Raw genomic sequence first — 17419 nt, forward strand, 5'->3', positions numbered from 1 at the left:
GCGTGTGACGCGGGATCTACGCTGGTGAGAGCGTCGAACCCGGAAGAAAGATCCAGTTAACGGAGCCTGTTAAGAGTGATGCGGAACACACTAACGGAGTTTGTTAGGCTGTCAAGCATGGTGGCGGACATTCCCGCGAAAGAGCGATTGATGCGAGCCGGGGAGTACCTGTTCGCGCGTGAAGGTATCGATCGGGCCCGCATCCGGGACCTCAACGATTTGGCCGAGGTTCGCAACGACTCCGCGGTCCACTACTACTTCGGCTCCCGGGAGGGCCTGCTCGAAGCGATCGTGGTGCGTCACATGGGGGACATCAAGGAGTGCATCGAAGAGATGGTCGAGCGGTACTGCGTAGGCCGGGAGCCTTCGAAGTCCGCTCTTCGCGACTCGATCGGCGCGCTGACGGTCCCGTTCGCTGCGAAGCTCCTCGACGATCGGGGGCGGGACTTCATGCAGATCGTGGCCGAGGTGTACGAGCGGCGCGGCGGTCTGGCCGACGCGCAGTACATACCGGCCAGCGAGATCGCGAAGGACCTCGTCCGCCGATCGATGGTCGGCATGAGTGACGCCGTGCGGGAGGAACGCTATCGCCTGACGATCAACTTCATGGTCTCCGGTATGGCCGCGCGGGCTCGGGCGTACGACGCCGAACGCGAGTTTCCGCTCGACCACGACACTTTCGTCGTCAACCTCGTCGAGATGGGCACGATGGCGTGCCTGGCCGAGCTGCCCGACGGTCCGCTCTTCCCGGGTTAGAGCCAGCCGTTCGCGTCGGCGATGCGCGCGGCCTCGGTGCGGGTGCCCGCGCCCGTCTTGCCGATCGCCGAGGACAGATGGTTACGGACGGTCCCCGCGGACAGGAACAGCGTCGCTGCGATCGATGCCACCGGCGCTCCGTCGCGCGCTGCCCGCAGCACCTCGGTCTCGCGTTCGGTGAGCGGTGACTCGCCGCTGACGAGGCTGTCCGCGGCCAGCGCCGGGTCGACGACACGCACGCGGGTCGACGGCATCGCCTCCCGCAGCGCCGCGGTGGCCGAGATGCCGTCCAGTCCCGGCATTTCCACGTCGAGCAATGCGACATCCGGGTGGTGTTCGACGGCGGCCCCGACCACCTCGTCACCGCGACCCACCTCGGCGACCACGTGGTGGGCAGGAATCGGGCGACGCCGTCGGTGTCCGACGAGTGCACCACGACTGACTGACCGCGCAGTTCGACGGCGTCGGCGTGCGGGATGGACTGCAGCAGTTCGGTGTTCGCGCCGGGTAGCGTCGCGCGCAGGATGCGGCCGGCCGTCAGCGCCTTGATTTCGGCGGTGGTGCCGTCCGCGACCACCCGGCCCTGTCGCACCAGCACGATGCGGTCGGCGTAGGCGTCGGCCTCCTCGAGGTCGTGGGTCGCGAATACGACGGCGCGGACCGCGTCGGCGTCGGCACGGATCGCCGACCAGAACTGGCGGCGCCCCTCGACGTCCAAGCCGGCCGTCGGTTCGTCGAGCAGGATCAGCGACGGGTCGGGCAGCAGCGCCATCGCGAACCGCAGCCGCTGCTGCTGTCCACCGGAGCACTTGCGGACCGGGCGGGACGTGATGTCGAGGATCCCGGCGCGGCGCAGCCAATCTGCGCAGCGCCGACCCGATCGCCCTCACACTTCCGTCACGAGCTACCCGTGACATTTGTCAGGGTTTGTCGGTCGCTCACCGGCCTGCACCTCGGTGGGGCGCAGGAGTGTGATCGTCGTCTCGTTCGAGGGGGTCGGTGTGCGACCGGTCGGAAGTGCCGCTAACCTGGCAAACGTGTCAGCGACCTATTTCTGGTTTAGCAGGCCGGCCCCGGGTGGGTCGGTCGGCGTAACCACGCGCTGACAATCCACCCCAGAGCCGGATGACAGACCGGCTCGCTGGGATTCTTCACAGTCTTCGAGGGTCGGCCTGAGAACAGGAAACCGAACCCCATGACCGTTATCGCCAATGATCAGCGCCTCGACGATCAGCGCACCGTCAGTATCAGCCCGCTCGTTGCGCCGTCCGTCGTGCGCGCCGAGCACACCCCCGACGAGGTGGCCGCGGCCACCGTGCGCTCGGGCCGCGCCGACACCGTGAACATCCTCAACGGCGACGACGACCGCCTGGTCGTCGTCGTGGGCCCGTGCTCGGTGCACGATCCCGAGGCCGCGATGGACTACGCGCGTCGTCTCGCCGCGAAGGCCGAGGAACTGCGCGACGACCTGCAGATCGTGATGCGCGTGTACTTCGAGAAGCCGCGCACCACGCTGGGTTGGAAGGGCCTGCTCAACGACCCGCACCTCGACGGCACCTACGACATCAACACCGGCCTGCGGATGGGCCGCAAGCTGCTGCTCGACATCTCCCGTCTGGGCCTGCCCGTCGGCTGCGAGTTCCTCGACCCGATCATCCCGCAGTACATCGCGGACCTGGTGACCTACGGCGCGATCGGTGCCCGGACCGCGGCCAGTCAGGTGCACCGTCAGCTGTGCAGCGCGCTGTCCATGCCGGTCGGCGTCAAGAACTCCACCGAGGGCGACGTTCAGGTCGCGGTCGACGGCACCCGTGCGGCGGCCGCCAGCCACGTGTTCCCCGGCACCGATCTCGAGGGCCAGGCGGCGCTGATCCACACGGTCGGCAACCCGGACTGCCACGTGATCCTGCGCGGCGGCACAGACGGACCGAACTACGACGCCGAGACGGTCGCGGACACCCTTGCGCGCCTGCGTAAGTCGGGTCTGCCCGAGCGCGTCGTGGTCGATGCCAGCCACGGCAACAGCCGCAAGGACCACAACAAGCAGGTCGACGTGGTCATCGACATCGCCGAGCGCATCGAGGCCGGCGAGAAGGGCATCGTCGGCATCATGCTCGAGAGCTTCATCGAGGCCGGGCGTCAGGACTTGACCCTCGGGCAGGCCGACGAACTCACCTACGGCCAGTCCATCACCGACGCGTGCATCGACTGGGACACCACCGCGGCGACCCTGGATCGACTCGCTGCCGCGGTGGCCGCGCGCCGCTGAGCCGGACACCGCACGCCACGCACCCACCCCGTGCCCGGGGTGGGTGCGGCGGGTGTCTTCCGCACATGGTGGCGGATGCCACCATCGGCGCTTCGCGCGGCTGAGGCCAGCAGGTATCGGCGGTTCGGGGTGGTCGGTATCCCGATCGAGTCGGGCGAATACCGCGAAGGACCCCTACGTTGGACAAGTGCCTTCTGCCGTCTGCACCCGATTCCGGCGCGCAGATAGCGCGGAAGGGAGTTCGCAGTAGTGAATGTGCGCAATGCTTGGCGTGCGATGAAGAAACCGGTGTTCGTGCCGGCCTCGATCGTGATCTTCGCGATGATCGCGTTTGCGGTGGTGTACTCGAGCGCCGCGGAGGGTGCGTTCGAGTCGCTCAATCGGGTGATCTCCGACGGGGTCGGATGGTGGTACATCCTCGCCGCCACCGGATTCGTGGTGTTCGCGCTGTACTGCGGGGTGAGCCGGATCGGCAACATCCGACTTGGGCGGGACGACGAGGAACCCGAATTCTCGGTCCTGTCCTGGTTCGCGATGCTCTTCAGTGCCGGTATGGGCATCGGTCTGGTGTTCTACGGTGTTGCAGAACCGCTTTCGCATTACGTGAAACCGCCGGAGGCCGGTCGGGTCGCCGGCTCGTCCGACGCCGCCGCCAACCAGGCCATGGAACTGACCCTGTTCCACTGGGGCCTGCACGCGTGGGCCATCTACGTCGTCGTCGGCTTGGGTCTGGCGTACATGACCTACCGCAAGGGCCGTCCGCTCTCGGTGCGGTGGCTGCTCGAGCCGCTTCTGGGTCGACGCCGCATCGAGGGTCCGATCGGGCACGCGATCGACGTGGTCGCGATCGTGGGCACCCTGTTCGGTGTCGCGACCTCGCTCGGATTCGGGATCCAGCAGATCACCGCGGGTCTCGAGTACCTGGGGTGGGTGGAGGTCGACAACTGGCTGATCATTGCGCTGATCGCCGGCGTCACCGCGCTCGCGACGTTCTCGGTGGTGTCCGGGGTGTCCAAGGGCCTCAAGTGGCTCTCCAACATCAACATGCTGCTCGCGGTGGCGCTCGCCGTGTTCGTCCTGCTGCTGGGGCCGACGCTGTTCATCATGCAGTCGTGGGTCCAGAACCTCGGCGGCTACATGCAGGCCCTGCCGAAGATGGCGCTGCGGACATCTCCGTTCGCGGAGGACGGATGGGCCGGGGCCTGGACCATCTTCTACTGGGGTTGGTGGATGAGTTGGGCGCCGTTCGTCGGCATGTTCATCGCCCGCATCTCCCGGGGCCGCACCATCCGCGAGTTCGTCTTCGGCGTGCTGCTCGCCCCCACCCTCGTCGGCTCTCTGTGGTTCACGATCTTCGGTGGCTCCGGCATTCTCCGCCAGCGCAACGACGGTGACATGCTCGGCGCCGACGGCGTCGTCGACACCAACACGAGCCTGTTCACGCTCCTCGGCGGACTGCCACTGGCGACCGTGACCTGCCTCCTGGCGATCGCGATCGTGATCTTCTTCTTCGTGACCTCGGCCGACTCGGGTTCCCTCGTCATCGACATCCTGTCGACGGGCGGCGACATGGGCACGCCGGTGCTGACGCGCGTCTACTGGGCGGTGCTCCAGGGGGTGGTCGCGGCGGTGCTGCTGCTGGTCGGCGGCAGCGGATCGCTGACGGTGTTGCAGACGGCGTCGATCGCGACGGCGGTGCCGTTCTCGGTGGTGCTGGTCCTCGCCTGCATCTCGATGCTCAAGGCCTTCCGATACGAGGTGGCCGCCGCACCGCGGTACGTCCGGATCTCGTCGGCCGGCGGGGACCGACCGGCCGAGGACCGCGGGCGCCGGTCGGGCGTCTCGGCGACGCTGGCAGGGCTGACGGCGCCCCCGGCCGGGCGATCCGGCCCTGCCGGCGCCCGGCACCGGATCTTCGCGGTGCACGAGGTTCCGACCGGCGCGGTGAGCGTCGACCCGGACTCGGGTGCGGTGACGCTCGACGACGCCGCGCGGGCGACCGACCCGCTCGGCGGCGAGGTGTTCGACACCCCGGAGTTCGCGGACTCGGCCGAGGGTCAGTCGCGGCAGCCTGCACGCGCAGAAACGCCGTAGCCCACCACCGGGAGCGACCGGCGTAAGGTGAGCGGCGTTCGGGTCTGTCGACTCCACGGAGTGCGGGCATCGCCGATCTCGTGCCCACGCATCCGTGATTCGGAAAGGATGCACTGTGGCGGAAAGCAAGCGGACGATGCGCGCGGCGCGGTTTCATGCGGATACGAAAACCAATGTGGTGGAGGATGTTCCGATCCCCGAGCCGGGTCCCGGTGAGGTCCTGGTCAAGGTCGCGTTCTGCGGTATCTGTCATTCCGACCTGAGCCTGCTCGACGGTACCTTCCCGGCGATGCTGCCGGTGGTGACCCAGGGGCACGAATCGTCGGGCACTATCGCCGCGCTGGGTCCCGGCGTCCAGGGCTGGCAGGTGGGCGACCGGGTGATCCCGTCTGCCGGCAAACCGGACATGAAGTGCCGCAACTGTCGTCGCGGCGACTTCACCAATTGTCTGAACATCCAGCTGATGGCCTTCGCCTACGACGGCGCCTGGGCCGAGTACACGGTGGCGCAGGCGGGTGGGCTCACCAGGGTGCCCGACAACGTTCCGCTCGAGCAGGCGGCACTGTTGGCCGATGCGGTCTCCACGCCGTTCGGCGCCGTGGTGGGGACCGGCCAGGTCAAGGTCGGCGAGTCCGTCGGAGTGTGGGGTGTCGGCGGGATCGGCACGCACATCGTGCAACTCGCGCGCCTGGTCGGGGCGGTCCCCATCATCGCCTTCGACATCAATCCCGTGGTCCGTGAGCGGGCCCTCCAACTCGGCGCCGACTTCGCATTCGACTCGCGTGACGAAAACCTGCGGGAGAAGGTGAGGGAGGCTACCGGCGGCAAGATGCTCGACGTCGCGTTCGATGCGGCCGGCCTCAAGGTCACCTCCGAGCAGGCCCTGAGCTGCCTGGACGTCGGCGGACGGCTGGTGGTGGTCGGCATGAGCGGACAGGACGTCTCGCTGGGATCGACCGCGGCGTTGGTGCTGTCCAAGAAGCACGTCATGGGGCACCTCGGCTACAACGTCGCCGACATCGAGACGCTGGCCCAGCTGGTGTCGCGCGGACGCCTGGACCTGTCCCGGTCGGTGAGCGAGATCATCCCGCTCGAGGATGTCGCGAAGGGCATCGAGAAGCTGCTGGGCCACGAGGGGAGCCCGATCCGAATTCTCGTGCAGCCCTGAGTATCGGTCCCGTGCGCCGGATTCTGTCGGTGCCCGGCAGTAGCGTCGGCGCATGGCATACGAAATTCAGATCACAGTCGATTCGAAGGACCCGCACCTGCAGGCCAAGTGGTGGGCGAACGCGCTGGGCTGGCAGGTCGAGCCCAGCGACGAGCAGTTCATCCGAGGTCTCGTGGCGGCCGGTCACGCGCAGGAGTCCGACACCCTGGTGTTCGAGGGCGTACTCGTCTGGAGGGAGGGCGCGGCGATCCGCGACCCCGAGCATCCGCAACGCCCGCGAATGCTCTTCCAGTTGGTTCCGGAGAGCAAGTCGGTGAAGAACCGGCTGCACCTCGATCTCCGCGTGGGGGATCGTCGCGAGGAGGTGGCGACCGAACTCGTCGCCGCCGGGGCGTCGATCCTCCACCGCGGGCAGCAGGGGCCGAGCATCTGGATCACGATGACGGACCCGGAGGGCAACGAGTTCTGCGTGAGCTGAGTGGTCAGGCGGTCAGTCAGTGGCTTCCACGGCGGCCTCGCGGGCCTCGAGTTCCGGTGCCGCTGCGGAGCGGGGCGCGAACGACAGACCCACCCGTAGGGCGCCGGCCGCCTCGAGTAGCGCGTCGACGCCGGCGCGACCGTAGCCGGTGAGGTTCACGAAGGCGTGGACCAGTCCGCTGTGGACGCGCAGGGTCGTCGGCACCCCCGCTGCGCGGAGTCGCTCGGCGTACTCGAGGCCCTCGTCCCGCAGCACGTCGAAGCCCGAGATCGCGACGTAGGCGGGCGGCAGGCCGGTGAGGTCCGCGGCGAGGATCGGTGATGCGCGCGGATCGGTGCGGTCCTGTTCGTCGGGCACGTAGTGGCCTGTGTACCAATCCATCTGGGCTTCGGTGAGGAAGAAGCCATCACTGAACAACCCGTACGACGGCCGCTTGACCGTCATGTCCAGCCACGGGAAGAACAGCATCTGGAACGCCGGCCGGGTCGCGTCGGCGCGGGTGATCTGGGAGACCACCGCGGCGAGATTGCCGCCGGCGCTGTCACCGGCCACCGCCACACGATCCGGGTCGATGCCGAGCGTGGACGCGTTCTGCACCGCGAAGCGGAATGCGGCCACCGCATCGTCCGCCGCGGCGGGAAACGCGTGTTCGGGCGCCAGTCGGTAGTCCACCGCCAGTACCGCGATCTCGGCGTGCCGGGCGAGGAACCGGCACAGCGAGTCGTGGCTGTCGAGGCTGCCGAGAACGAAACCGCCACCGTGGAAGTACACGAGGAGCGGCGCCGCCGCGGGCAGGCCCGCCGGACGGTACAGACGCGCGGGGATCGGTCCCGCGGGACCTGGAATCGTCACGGTCTCCACCGACGCCATCGGGATCGGGCGCCCGCTGACCAGCCTTGCCTCCATATCGATCTGGGCACGGGACCGCTCGAGGGGCAGTTCCTCGAAGTCCGAGTCCGGGATCAGCGCGAGCATGCGCAGCATCAACTGGATCTCAGTGTTCAGTTCCTGGCCGTCGACCCGGATCGGACGGCCGGCGAGGGCCCGCTGGATCGGGGAGGGCAGCGACCCGGCGATCGTGGCCGTGGTGCGGACCGCCGATTCGAGCAGCGACTCCAGCAGTGTCGTCTTCATCGATGTTCGTCCTCTCGCGGGGCCCGAACATCCTGCGTCCGGGTGTGCAAGCGAAGTCTGTCAACTGACCGACTTGGAAACAAGGGTGAAAGTGGACATCGGTCGAGTCGGCACATTCATTGCGCTTAACTCTGGTCCTCGGCGGGACCGGACACTACGCTGCCGACAACATTTGTGCGATGGTCGGGAAGGGTTGCAATGCCATACGTTTCGGTCGAACAACGACGCAGAGACCTGATCGATGCAGCGATCCGCGTGACGGCCGACGTGGGGCTGGCAGCCGCCAGCACCCGGGCGATCTGCGCCGAGGCCGGCGTGCAGCAGAGCGTGTTCCACTACTGCTTCTCCTCGAAGGAGGAGTTGCTGCGAGAACTCACCCGTGAGGTGGTCGCGGGGATGGTCGAGACCGCGGTCGCGACCCTGTCACCCGGTGTCGACGTCCGGGCGTCGATCCACAAGGGGCTCTACGGGTTGTGGCGGATGGTGAGCGTACAGCCCGAGAAACAGTTGGTGTTCTACGAATTGACGGTCGGGGCACTGCGTGAACCCAATCGCAGCGACATCCCCGAGTGGCAGTACCGCGAGTACTACGCGTCGACCGGCACGTTCCTCGAGCGGCTCGCGGAGACCGCGGAAATCGAATGGACCGTACCGATTCCCGTGCTCAGTCGGATGGTCACGACGGCCATCGACGGCCTCATCCTGGGATGGTTGGCAGACCGCCGGGCCGACGAGGTGGAGGCGTCGCTCGAGGCGTTCGCCGAGATGTTCGCCGGGCTGGCGGCTCGGCCCGTGGTGGTCGCCTAGCCGTGTTCTGGGATCGTTGCGATCAAGCTGTCGTGCAGCAGGATTCGGTCGGTGCGGCGACTGCGTCCGTGCCGAGTGAGTTCGTGCCCATCCGGTCGTGAGGTACGGACTTGCTGTTGTGGGTCGTGACGTTGTTGACGAGAAGGTGCGTACATGCGAGCTCAGCTTGCTGGTCAACGTCCGTATGCGGCGAGGAAGACATCCACGCCCTCAGTGACAACGTGCTCGATATCGGTTGCGGAGGCGATTGAGTTGACCGTGCCGGCGGTGAGCTGGATCAGGTGAACGGCAGCGATCTGGCCATCCTCCACCCTCAGCAGGCGTTGGCTGCTCATGACGAGTAGATGTTCGGCGATGGCGGACCGGACGCGCTCCGGACCGGCATGGCGCCACGCCGCCAGGACGTCCGGGTCGATGTGATCGGCGTCGGCGGCCACCTGCCGGATCATGGCGAAGTGGGACTGCGATGCCGGATCCGGTGTCGCCCAAGCGACACCGAACGCGATCAGGTCACGGCGGAGGTCTGCGATGCGGCCGAGTAGCCGACCCGCCAGTGCGATCTCACGCTCGGCGACGCGGTTGGCGCTGTCGAGGATGACCGCCAGGAACAGCGCTTCCTTGCTGCCGTATCGGTTGTAGATCGTCCGAGTGGAGACGCCGGCCTCGGTCGCCAACGACTGGATGCTTGCCCTGCTGTAGCCATCGCGCGCAAATACGCGCAGGGCTCCGTCGAGCAATGCCCGCTCCTTGTATCCACTCACACGAGACCTCCCAATCGAGTACAACGAGCATTGTACTGAGTGCAACGTTCGTTGTACTTTGGGCGCATGGATACCCATACCGCAACCACGTCCGTACCCCGAATCGCAGTCATCGTCGGATCCACCCGCCCCCACCGGCGGGCGAGACTCGTCGCCGACTGGGTGCACGAGAACGCTGAAGAACACCTTCGTGGGCGCGCCAAGGTCGAGATGGTGGATCTCGCCGAGTACCACCTGCCTCTGTTGGACGAACCGGTGCCCGCCGCCATTGGCGCCTACGCGAAGCCGCACACTCGTCGCTGGGCCGAACGGATCGCTACCTACGACGGTTTCGTGTTCATCACTCCCGAGTACAACCACTCGTTTCCGGCCGCGTTGAAGAACGCCGTCGATTTTCTGTTCTCGGAGTGGAACGACAAGGCGGCGGGCTTCGTGAGCTACGGCCTCAATGGCGGTGTGCGCGCGGTCGAACATCTGCGCCTGACGCTCGCCGAGGTCAAGATTGCGTGTGTCCGCAGCCAGGTCGCGCTCAGTCTCTTCACGGACTTCGACCTCCCGGAAATTCAGCAGCCGGGCCGGCTCACTCCCGCGCCCCACCACGAGGAGATTCTCGAGCGGATGCTCGAAGAGGTCGCGGACTGGTCCGAGGCACTGGGCGCGCTTCGAGCGGGGCGCAGGCCGTGACCTCGGCGGCGGTGAGCGGCGCCGGAGAGCAATCCGATCGTATCGATGCACGGACGTGGCGGCTGTGCTGGGTGATCGTGCTCGGCGCGTTCGCGAGTGGCCTGGATGCCTCGATCGTCAATGTCGGCATGGACTCGATCAGCCATGCGTTGGGATCTTCGCTGGCGGCCACGCAATGGGTTGCGAGCGGTTACCTGCTGGCTCTGGCTGTCTCTCTTCCACTGGCGGGATGGCTCGCCCGTCGCTTCGGCAGTAGGCGACTGTGGCTGGCATCCCTCGCGGCTTTCACTGTGGCGTCCATCGGGTGCGCCGCCGCGCCCACAATCGAGCTCCTCATCGTGGCGCGCGTGCTCCAAGGCCTCGCCGGAGGTGTCCTCATTCCGACCGGCCAAACTGTCCTGGGTCAAGCAGTCGGACCCGACCGTCTGGGGAGGGTGATGGGCACCCTCGGCATCGCCGTCAGCGCGGCGCCCGCAATCGGGTCCCTATTGGGTGGATTCATCCTGCATAGCGCCGCCTGGCCGTATCTCTTCCTGATCAACATCCCCATTGGTGTGGCCGGGCTCCTACTGGGTAACCGCCTGCTCCCCCGAGACGTCGGATCATCGACGACCTCCCCGTTACACCGGACCGGGCTCGGGCTGATCAGCGTCGGGCTCCCCGCCCTGGTGTTCGCGGCCAGCCGGTGGGGAGACGCCGGCCAATTGGCCCCCGACATCGTCGCGGCCGCAGGTTTCGCGGCCCTCGCGTTGACGGCGTTTGTCGCTGTCACCCTCACATCCACCCATCCGCTACTCAACCTCAAGATGTTCCGGGTGCCAGGATTCCGTGCCGGTGCCGTGACCGCGTTCTTCTCGGGAGCGCTGATCTTCGGAAGTGGTGTCCTGTTCGCCCTGTACTTTCAGGTCGGTCGCGGGCAGACACCACTCGATGCCGGGGTCAGCCTCCTCGGCTTCGCAGGCGCAACTGCGGTCACTGCCCCGATCACCGGCCGCTGGATCGACCGCCGCGGTCCCAGTCGCGTGGCGCTCGCCGGTGGTGTGCTGGCTGCAGCCACCATCACAGTTCTGACGGCTCTGCCCTTGAATGCGCCGATCTGGGTGCTCCAACCCCCACTCATCGTCTTCGGCGCTGCTGTCAACATGGTGGCGATGCCGGCTGGCATCACTGCCTACAAGTCCGTCAGCGCTACGCATCTCCCCGACGCGATCGCCCAGATCAACATCCTCCAACGCATCGGCGGATCCCTCGGCGGAGCGATCTGCGCGGTACTCGTCGCCAGCAATCAGACAGGTCTTGCAGCAGCTTTCACTCGCGCCCATCTGGCGCTTCTGGTCGGTTCCCTGGGAGCCACCACCGGAGCTTGGCTCATCTACCGCGCAACAAGACCAGCCCGGACCCCACAACCATCGGACAAGGATCACTGGTGACGAGATTGCATGCAAACGCACCACTGTCAGTCGAGGGACGCAGGCTGCTGATCGAGCGGTGCAAAACCAGACCGATCGCACACGTCGCCGCGGAAATGGGCATCTCGCGTGCCTGCGCGAGCAAGTGGGTGGGCTCGGCGGTCGATGGCTTCTCCCGCCTCGCCTACGTCGAATCACTGCCCGATGAGAAGTCAGTCACCGCAATCGGTTTCATGCACCGCGCCCGCGCATTCTTCACAGCCCACGGCATCCTCCACATTCAGCGGATCGTCATCGACAATGACAGCTGTTATCGGGCCAAGGACTTCGCCAAGGTCCTCCACAGGCCACACTCTGCCGTCGGCGACCGTCCGCCGACCTCGAAACTCCACGTTCGGTGTAACCAACGTCCTGGCTTCATACAACTAGCCGGACTTGTCGGTCACGAGTCGGTAGATCACGTAGACGCAGAACCAAGTCGTCATCAGAACGGCGAGTGCGAGGAGAGCTTCGATCACAATCGCGAGCATGGTTGCCTCCAGGGCATCGGTTGGATTGTGGACTCCGGACGTGGTGTGTGCTGTGGACGGTGCCGGAAGGCCGTGAGATGAGTGGGACAGGGTCACGACCACTGTGCATTCACGACCTCAGCCCCTTCCCGAAACGACCTCCGACACCCCTGTGGCAGCCGACGCTAGATCCCCGAATCCGATATCTCCAATGCATTCAAACCATCGACCTAATGCATTTACGCTATGGGCGTGACCCTGGATCAATTGGCCTGCTTTGTCGCGGTCACGAGAAGTGGGCATTTCACCCGGGCAGCCGACGAGGTCGGCATCGCTCAGCCGTCCCTCAGCCGCCAGATAGCCGCACTCGAAAAGGATGTCGGCACCCGACTGTTCGACCGAGGGGCGGGAACCGTCACACTCACCGATGCCGGCGAAGCACTGCTGCCCGTCGCTATTCGCATGCTCGAAGACCGCGCGGAGGCATATCGGCAGATCGCGGAACTCAACGGATTGATCAAAGGCAGGCTCCGGCTGGGAGCCACCCCAAGTCTGTGCATCAGCCTTGTTGCCGACGTCCTCAGTCAGTTCCATGCCAAGTACCCGGGCATCGAGCTACACCTCACGGAGGCCGGATCGCGCACCCTCGTAACCAAACTCGATCAGGGCGAGCTCGACCTGGCGCTGGTTGTCGCGGAACGAACCGACAAGGGGTCCGGACTCGTCCTGACACCCCTCCTGAGCGAGGAACTTGTGATTGTCTCCTCTGCGAGCAAACCGCCGTTGACATCCCACCATTCGATGACGCTCGCGGAGCTCGCCAACGAAGAACTCGTGGCGTGTCACGACAACTACGACCTGCGCGTCACCGTCGACCACGCCTTCGCCACCGCTGGACTGCAAACGCACACCGTCGTGGAAGGTGCCGAATTGGATGCAGTTCTACGATTCGTCGCCCACGGAATAGGGGTGAGCGTCGCACCCATGATGGCGGCCCTCCACTACCCGGGCTTGAGGATTACGCGCCTGACCGCACCACAACTGACTCGCACTGTCAGCCTCGCGCACCGCTCGAACCTGGCTCCGACTCGCGTGTCCGCCGCGTTCCACGCCCTGCTCGACGACGCGATCGCTGAAAACACCGCTCGAGCGATCGCGTCGTTCTCGCCGGCATCGTCGTAGCGTGTGGCGTCAGGGAGAACGACTTTCACGGCGTCTTCGGAGATCCCAGCAGCGCCTCGGTTAACCTGTCTTGATGTTCCTCACCAGGATCGTCGCCGGGCGCATGCCGAGTCGGTTGTTGTCTGTGTTCGTACGCAACGCGGAACTGTTGAAATTCCTGACAGTGGGATCGATCGCGTTCGTCGTCACGTGCGTGCTGTTCTTCGGTTTGAAGTGGACGATCCTGGACGGCAAGCCGGTAACAGCCAATGTTGTGGCGGTGCTGCTGGCCACCGTGCTGTCATACGTCCTCAATCGAGAGTGGGCATTCACCGCCCGCGGAGGTCGAGAGCGTCGGCACGAGGCAGCCCTGTTCTTCGTCGTGGCAGCTGTCGGGCTGGTGATCAACCAGCTACCGCTGGCGGTGTCGCGGTATGTCTTCGCTCTCCAGACACCACATGTGTCGCTGGTCGTGGAGAACCTTGCCGACTTCATCAGCGCCACAATCGTGGGCACCCTCCTCGCGACGGTGTTCCGTTGGTGGGCAATGCGCAAGTTCGTGTTCCCGGATCCTGTGACGCCTCAACAGGAGTGTGACGAACCGGTGCTGGAAGCCGGACGCTGACGTCGTCGCCGCAAGCGGCATCGGGGCCGGGGTCGCGGGATTCAGTATCGCCTGGCTGTACGACGCGATGAATTCCGTGGCCGGCCCGGGTCAGTACCGGTGGACACGGGAGCACCCCCGTGCCGTGAATCGAGGAGGCGCGGTCCACATGATCGTCATCGAGGCAGGCCGACTACGCCACGGGAACTGCTCACTTCCCGTCGGACCGGGGACCGGCGGGGCAGCCGACCGGAAGTTACCCTGCAGGGCAGGTGATCCCGATCTGTGGTTCGCCGAGTCGCCGGCCGATCTCGAACGTGCCAAGGGGCTGTGTGGGGGATGCGCTGTCCGTTCCCGCTGTCTGAGCGACGCGCTCGATCGCGCCGAGCCGTGGGGTGTGTGGGGTGGTGAGATCCTTCGACAGGGGGTTGTCGTCGCCCGCAAGCGGTCCCGAGGTCGACCGCGCAGGAACACGGTGTTCGGATGCAGCCGAGTCGGAAGGTCGGGTGTCGCTCACTGCGGTGGCGACTCGGGACCGAGCGGCATCGTGTCGGCGTCCCCGTCCCGAACGGCTCGGCGGTAGCGGTCGAGGTACTCGTCTTCGAGTTCCCGCGCGGCGGATTGTCCCTCCCATCGGGCCGGCACGGGAACGCCGTCGTGGGTGCAGCGGGTGCGCCGCCCGGCATCCAGGCCGGGCAGGGTGCCGCGAAACTCGCACCGGTCGAACGTGGTCAGCGGCGAGACGGTGACCCCGTCGAACGTGCAGTCGACGAATCGTCCGCCGATGAGCGTGGCGTCGGTGAGGTCGGCCGCGTCGAGGGTGCATCGCTCGAACACGGTGTTCTCGCCGAGGGTGAGCTTCCGGAGCGACGCTCCGGTGAAGTCGCAGTCGACCAGTCGACGCCCGATCCGCGACTTCGAGAGGCGGGCCGAGCGGAAGCTGCATCGCTCGAACAGTCGGTCCAGCAGGCTGTCCGACGCCGAGAGCCTGTCGAAGCAACTGTCTCGGACCTCCGTCTCGAAGACGTGCAACCGTCCCCGGGCGTGACTGAGATCGAGACGCTCCACGGACAGGTACCTGATGGACAGATCGTCCGCGGTCCGCGGCGTCAGGCCACGCAGGTCCAGCAGGCCCTGCGGTGTGGTGCCCTGTGGTGACGCGATCAGGTGCGGACCCCGGACGATCCGGGCCTGCAACTCCAGTTGACGCCGCACGTCGGCCAGTTGATCCGGGTCCCACCGGCGGCGAAGCATCGCAGCGCTTTCGCCTGCACTCCTGCGCGTCGTCACGCGCCCACTATAGGAGTCGGGGCGGGATCTAGCGGTAGGCGCCGGGCGTCGATCCGGTCCAGCGTTTGAACGCGCGGCGGAAGGCGCTGGGCTCCGAGAAGCCGAGGCGGGTCGAGAGTTCGTCGACGGGTTCGCCGCGTCGCAGCGCGGCGATGGCGGCGTCGCGCAGCACTTCCTCGCGAAGGGTGTTGAGCGAGGTGCCCTCCTGGCGCAGCAACCGGCGCAGGTGCGGCACGCTGATGGAGAGCATTTCCGCGATCTCCTCAGCTGTGCACGTCCGCCCGCGCACACCCATCTCCAGGACCCGACGGACCTGTGCGGACGCGGTGCTGTCGTAGTCACGTGCGGAGAGAAGGAGATTCGGCGACTCGCGCAGGTACTCGGCGAGGCTCTGCTCGTCCTGGATGAGCGGCGCGCGCAGGATCGCGTTGTCGAACTCGAGTGAGGCCACGCTCGCGTCGAACGTGACGGGGACACCGAAGATGGTGTCGTAGTGCTTCGCGAACTGAGCCTCGGGCTGCGGGTAGGGGATGAGCACGGACCGCAGCTTGACGCGCCGGCCCACCAGCCAGGCCGCGAACCGGTGCAGCAGGATCAGTTCGAAGTCCGTGACCAGCCGGAAGGCCTCGTCGGCGAACTCGGGGGAGACGGCGCCGTCGCGGACCTCGACGCGCACCTCGAGGCGGGTGGACTCGTCGCCGGGGACGAGGGTGAGCGGCGGCACCGGCAGCGCCCGTGTCACGTCGGCCATCCGTTCGAGGGCACTACCGAGATCGGGTCGGTGGATCAGCGACAGGCAGATCAGTCGGAACGTCCCGCGCGGCACCGGCGACGCGCCGATACCGAACAGTTCGTCGTCGGTGAGCTGCCACGTGGCCTGGGTGAACGCCGTGACCTGCTCCGGTGTCAGTCGGGTGCGGGGATCCTCGAGCGAGGCCACGTCGATCCCCGACGCCTCGAGCGTGGCGGCTAGGTCGGCCCCGGCCGATTCGGCGAGATGCAGCGCACGACGGAGGAAGTCTGCCGGGATCGTCGCCAGACTCACCGCGGCACCTCGAGCCGGCGCAGGCGCGACACCGCCTCCGACAGCACGTCCTCGCGCTTGCAGAACGCGAAGCGCACCAAGTGATTCCACTGATCGGGGCGGTCGGTGAACACACTGATCGGCACCGCCGCGACCCCCACCCGCTGCGGCAGCGTCCGGCAGAACTCGACGCCGTCGCGGGTACCGAACGCGCTGATGTCGGCGCACAGGAAGTACGTGCCGCCGCCCGAATAGACGTCGAATCCGGTGTCCCGCAGCGCCGTCGCGAGCAGATCGCGTTTGCGCTGCAGTTCGTCGCGCATGGACCGCACCCATGCCTGCTCGTGCTCGAGCGCGTACGCGACGGCGGGCTGGAACGGGCCGCCGGCCACGAACGACATGAACTGCTTGGCGGCGCGGACGGCGTCGATCAGTTCCGCGGGCCCGAGCGCCCAGCCGGTCTTCCAGCCGGTGACGTTGAACGTCTTCGCGGCGCTCGACACGGTGACGGTGCGCTCGTACATCCCCGGCAGCGACGCCATCGGGGTGTGCGTGCGGCCGTCGAAGACCAGGTGTTCGTACACCTCGTCGCTGAGGACCAACAGGTCGTGCTCGCACGCCAGTTCGGCGACCGCGATCAGCTCGGCCTCGGTGAGCACCGTCCCGGTGGGGTTGTGTGGCGAATTGACCACCAGCATCCGGGTGTTCGGGGTGATCGCGGCCCGCAGGGCGTCGAGGTCGAGGGCGAAGCTGTCGCCGTCCCGCACCATCGGTACGGCCCGGCGGACCGCCCCGGCCAGCGCGACGGCGGCGGCGTACGAGTCGTAGTACGGCTCGATCAGCACCACCTCCTCGCCAGGCTCGACGAGCCCGAGGATCGCGGCACTGATCGCCTCGGTGGCGCCGACGGTGACCAGGACCTCGGAGTTGGGCTCGTGCGAGATGCCGTACCGGACGGCGCGGTCGGCGACGATGGCCTGCCGCAGCACCGGCATGCCCGGACCCGGCGGGTACTGGTTGAGGCCGTCCGCGATGGCACGGCGCGCCGTCTCGAGCATCGCCGTCGGGCCGTCGGTGTCCGGGTAGCCCTGGCCCAGGTTGATCGCGTCGTGCTCGGTGGCCAGCGCTGTCATCTCGGCGAAGATGGTGGACGCGAACGGTTGCAGTCGCGAGACGGTGCGGGAACGTGGCGCTGCGGGCATTTGTCCAGCGTAGCGGCGTGGACGTCGTCGAACGAACTCGGTGTGTCACGTTCTCGGGTGCTGCATCGT

At 66.8% G+C, this 17419-nt stretch carries 17 protein-coding genes and 3 pseudogenes; 13 read left to right on the forward strand and 7 right to left on the reverse strand.

The features are described 5' to 3' along the window. The first annotated feature begins 117 nt into the window (after positions 1 to 117). Positions 118 to 756: a TetR/AcrR family transcriptional regulator gene (locus J2X34_RS13325; RefSeq protein WP_429517708.1), complete on the forward strand. Its 639-nt coding sequence runs from the start codon at positions 118 to 120 to the stop codon at positions 754 to 756. Here the strand turns inward: J2X34_RS13325 and J2X34_RS13330 are convergent. After that, on the reverse strand, positions 753 to 1142 hold the full coding sequence (locus tag J2X34_RS13330; RefSeq protein WP_429517710.1) for a response regulator transcription factor: 390 nt from the start codon (positions 1140 to 1142) through the stop codon (positions 753 to 755). The two genes, J2X34_RS13325 and J2X34_RS13330, sit on opposite strands and share 4 nt — an antisense overlap. A 2-nt stretch (positions 1143 to 1144) precedes the next feature. After that, positions 1145 to 1612 (reverse strand): annotated as a pseudogene (locus J2X34_RS13335) (ATP-binding cassette domain-containing protein); the annotation flags it as partial. 339 nt (positions 1613 to 1951) lie between these two features. Between J2X34_RS13335 and J2X34_RS13340 the strand changes: the two are divergent. The 4 genes from J2X34_RS13340 to J2X34_RS13355 all read left to right on the forward strand — a co-directional run bounded on the left by J2X34_RS13340 (position 1952) and on the right by J2X34_RS13355 (position 6765). After that, on the forward strand, positions 1952 to 3025 hold the full coding sequence (locus tag J2X34_RS13340; protein WP_429517712.1) for a 3-deoxy-7-phosphoheptulonate synthase: 1074 nt from the start codon (positions 1952 to 1954) through the stop codon (positions 3023 to 3025). A gap of 276 nt (positions 3026 to 3301) precedes the next feature. Then, on the forward strand, positions 3302 to 5119 hold the full coding sequence (locus tag J2X34_RS13345) for a BCCT family transporter (protein WP_429517714.1): 1818 nt from the start codon (positions 3302 to 3304) through the stop codon (positions 5117 to 5119). Between the two features lie 136 nt (positions 5120 to 5255). Further along, complete coding sequence (locus J2X34_RS13350; RefSeq protein WP_429517869.1) at positions 5256 to 6287, forward strand: zinc-binding dehydrogenase; 1032 nt, start codon at positions 5256 to 5258, stop codon at positions 6285 to 6287. Positions 6288 to 6339: 52 nt separating this feature from the next. Next, positions 6340 to 6765: a VOC family protein gene (locus J2X34_RS13355; protein WP_429517716.1), complete on the forward strand. Its 426-nt coding sequence runs from the start codon at positions 6340 to 6342 to the stop codon at positions 6763 to 6765. Between the two features lie 12 nt (positions 6766 to 6777). Here the strand turns inward: J2X34_RS13355 and J2X34_RS13360 are convergent, their stop codons facing one another. Beyond that, the gene (locus tag J2X34_RS13360; protein ID WP_429517718.1) at positions 6778 to 7899 is read right to left on the reverse strand and encodes an alpha/beta hydrolase; all 1122 of its coding nucleotides are present in this window, start codon (positions 7897 to 7899) and stop codon (positions 6778 to 6780) included. 198 nt (positions 7900 to 8097) lie between these two features. On the opposite strand from J2X34_RS13360, the gene J2X34_RS13365 reads away from it, so the two are divergent. After that, positions 8098 to 8706: a TetR/AcrR family transcriptional regulator gene (locus J2X34_RS13365; protein ID WP_429517720.1), complete on the forward strand. Its 609-nt coding sequence runs from the start codon at positions 8098 to 8100 to the stop codon at positions 8704 to 8706. Between the two features lie 173 nt (positions 8707 to 8879). Here J2X34_RS13365 and J2X34_RS13370 read toward each other — a convergent pair whose 3' ends face one another. Next, the gene (locus tag J2X34_RS13370) at positions 8880 to 9467 is read right to left on the reverse strand and encodes a TetR/AcrR family transcriptional regulator (RefSeq protein WP_114720958.1); all 588 of its coding nucleotides are present in this window, start codon (positions 9465 to 9467) and stop codon (positions 8880 to 8882) included. Positions 9468 to 9533: 66 nt separating this feature from the next. On the opposite strand from J2X34_RS13370, the gene J2X34_RS13375 reads away from it, so the two are divergent. From J2X34_RS13375 to J2X34_RS13405, 7 genes and pseudogenes are all read left to right on the forward strand, one after another. Beyond that, positions 9534 to 10151 (forward strand): NADPH-dependent FMN reductase, encoded by a 618-nt coding sequence (locus J2X34_RS13375; protein WP_114720961.1) that lies wholly within the window; start codon positions 9534 to 9536, stop codon positions 10149 to 10151. Continuing rightward, a complete protein-coding gene (locus tag J2X34_RS13380) occupies positions 10148 to 11581 on the forward strand; it encodes a DHA2 family efflux MFS transporter permease subunit (protein WP_429517722.1) in 1434 nt (477 codons plus the stop codon). The genes J2X34_RS13375 and J2X34_RS13380 overlap by 4 nt, the downstream gene beginning before the upstream one ends. A gap of 5 nt (positions 11582 to 11586) precedes the next feature. Beyond that, positions 11587 to 11712 (forward strand): annotated as a pseudogene (locus tag J2X34_RS13385) (IS481 family transposase); the annotation flags it as partial. 3 nt (positions 11713 to 11715) lie between these two features. Next, positions 11716 to 11989 (forward strand): annotated as a pseudogene (locus J2X34_RS13390) (hypothetical protein); the annotation flags it as partial. A 326-nt stretch (positions 11990 to 12315) separates the two neighbouring features. Further along, positions 12316 to 13251, forward strand: coding sequence for a LysR family transcriptional regulator (locus J2X34_RS13395; RefSeq protein WP_220181936.1), 936 nt, complete (start codon positions 12316 to 12318; stop codon positions 13249 to 13251). Positions 13252 to 13324: 73 nt separating this feature from the next. Next, the gene (locus J2X34_RS13400) at positions 13325 to 13855 is read left to right on the forward strand and encodes a GtrA family protein (protein WP_258557997.1); all 531 of its coding nucleotides are present in this window, start codon (positions 13325 to 13327) and stop codon (positions 13853 to 13855) included. Between the two features lie 148 nt (positions 13856 to 14003). Beyond that, the gene (locus J2X34_RS13405; RefSeq protein WP_114723000.1) at positions 14004 to 14417 is read left to right on the forward strand and encodes a WhiB family transcriptional regulator; all 414 of its coding nucleotides are present in this window, start codon (positions 14004 to 14006) and stop codon (positions 14415 to 14417) included. Here the strand turns inward: J2X34_RS13405 and J2X34_RS13410 are convergent. Genes J2X34_RS13410 through J2X34_RS13420 form a run of 3 tightly spaced genes read right to left on the reverse strand, consistent with a single transcriptional unit; the run spans position 14348 to position 17350 of the window. Next, positions 14348 to 15124, reverse strand: a complete 777-nt coding sequence (locus tag J2X34_RS13410) for a pentapeptide repeat-containing protein (RefSeq protein WP_429517725.1) — start codon at positions 15122 to 15124, stop codon at positions 14348 to 14350. The two genes, J2X34_RS13405 and J2X34_RS13410, sit on opposite strands and share 70 nt — an antisense overlap. A 28-nt stretch (positions 15125 to 15152) precedes the next feature. Beyond that, positions 15153 to 16169, reverse strand: a complete 1017-nt coding sequence (locus J2X34_RS13415) for an AraC family transcriptional regulator (RefSeq protein ID WP_114722890.1) — start codon at positions 16167 to 16169, stop codon at positions 15153 to 15155. Continuing rightward, complete coding sequence (locus tag J2X34_RS13420) at positions 16166 to 17350, reverse strand: pyridoxal phosphate-dependent aminotransferase (RefSeq protein WP_114722891.1); 1185 nt, start codon at positions 17348 to 17350, stop codon at positions 16166 to 16168. Before J2X34_RS13420 ends, J2X34_RS13415 begins: the two co-directional genes overlap by 4 nt. Positions 17351 to 17419 lie beyond the last annotated feature (69 nt).

It is taken from the genome of Rhodococcus sp. BE178 (genome assembly GCF_050433545.1).
In the GTDB taxonomy this organism is placed as follows: Bacteria; Actinomycetota; Actinomycetes; order Mycobacteriales; family Mycobacteriaceae; genus Prescottella.

What these genes read in the sequence shown, in the direction of transcription:
- J2X34_RS13325 (WP_429517708.1), top strand. Translation starts at nt 118, where the DNA reads ATGGTGGCGGACATTCCCGCGAAAGAGCGATTGATGCGAGCCGGGGAG.
- J2X34_RS13340 (WP_429517712.1), top strand. Translation starts at nt 1,952, where the DNA reads ATGACCGTTATCGCCAATGATCAGCGCCTCGACGATCAGCGCACCGTC.
- J2X34_RS13345 (WP_429517714.1), top strand. Translation starts at nt 3,302, where the DNA reads ATGAAGAAACCGGTGTTCGTGCCGGCCTCGATCGTGATCTTCGCGATG.
- J2X34_RS13350 (WP_429517869.1), top strand. Translation starts at nt 5,256, where the DNA reads ATGCGCGCGGCGCGGTTTCATGCGGATACGAAAACCAATGTGGTGGAG.
- J2X34_RS13355 (WP_429517716.1), top strand. Translation starts at nt 6,340, where the DNA reads ATGGCATACGAAATTCAGATCACAGTCGATTCGAAGGACCCGCACCTG.
- J2X34_RS13360 (WP_429517718.1), bottom strand. Translation starts at nt 7,899, where the DNA reads ATGAAGACGACACTGCTGGAGTCGCTGCTCGAATCGGCGGTCCGCACC.
- J2X34_RS13365 (WP_429517720.1), top strand. Translation starts at nt 8,098, where the DNA reads ATGCCATACGTTTCGGTCGAACAACGACGCAGAGACCTGATCGATGCA.
- J2X34_RS13375 (WP_114720961.1), top strand. Translation starts at nt 9,534, where the DNA reads ATGGATACCCATACCGCAACCACGTCCGTACCCCGAATCGCAGTCATC.
- J2X34_RS13395 (WP_220181936.1), top strand. Translation starts at nt 12,316, where the DNA reads ATGGGCGTGACCCTGGATCAATTGGCCTGCTTTGTCGCGGTCACGAGA.
- J2X34_RS13400 (WP_258557997.1), top strand. Translation starts at nt 13,325, where the DNA reads ATGTTCCTCACCAGGATCGTCGCCGGGCGCATGCCGAGTCGGTTGTTG.
- J2X34_RS13405 (WP_114723000.1), top strand. Translation starts at nt 14,004, where the DNA reads ATGATCGTCATCGAGGCAGGCCGACTACGCCACGGGAACTGCTCACTT.
- J2X34_RS13420 (WP_114722891.1), bottom strand. Translation starts at nt 17,350, where the DNA reads ATGCCCGCAGCGCCACGTTCCCGCACCGTCTCGCGACTGCAACCGTTC.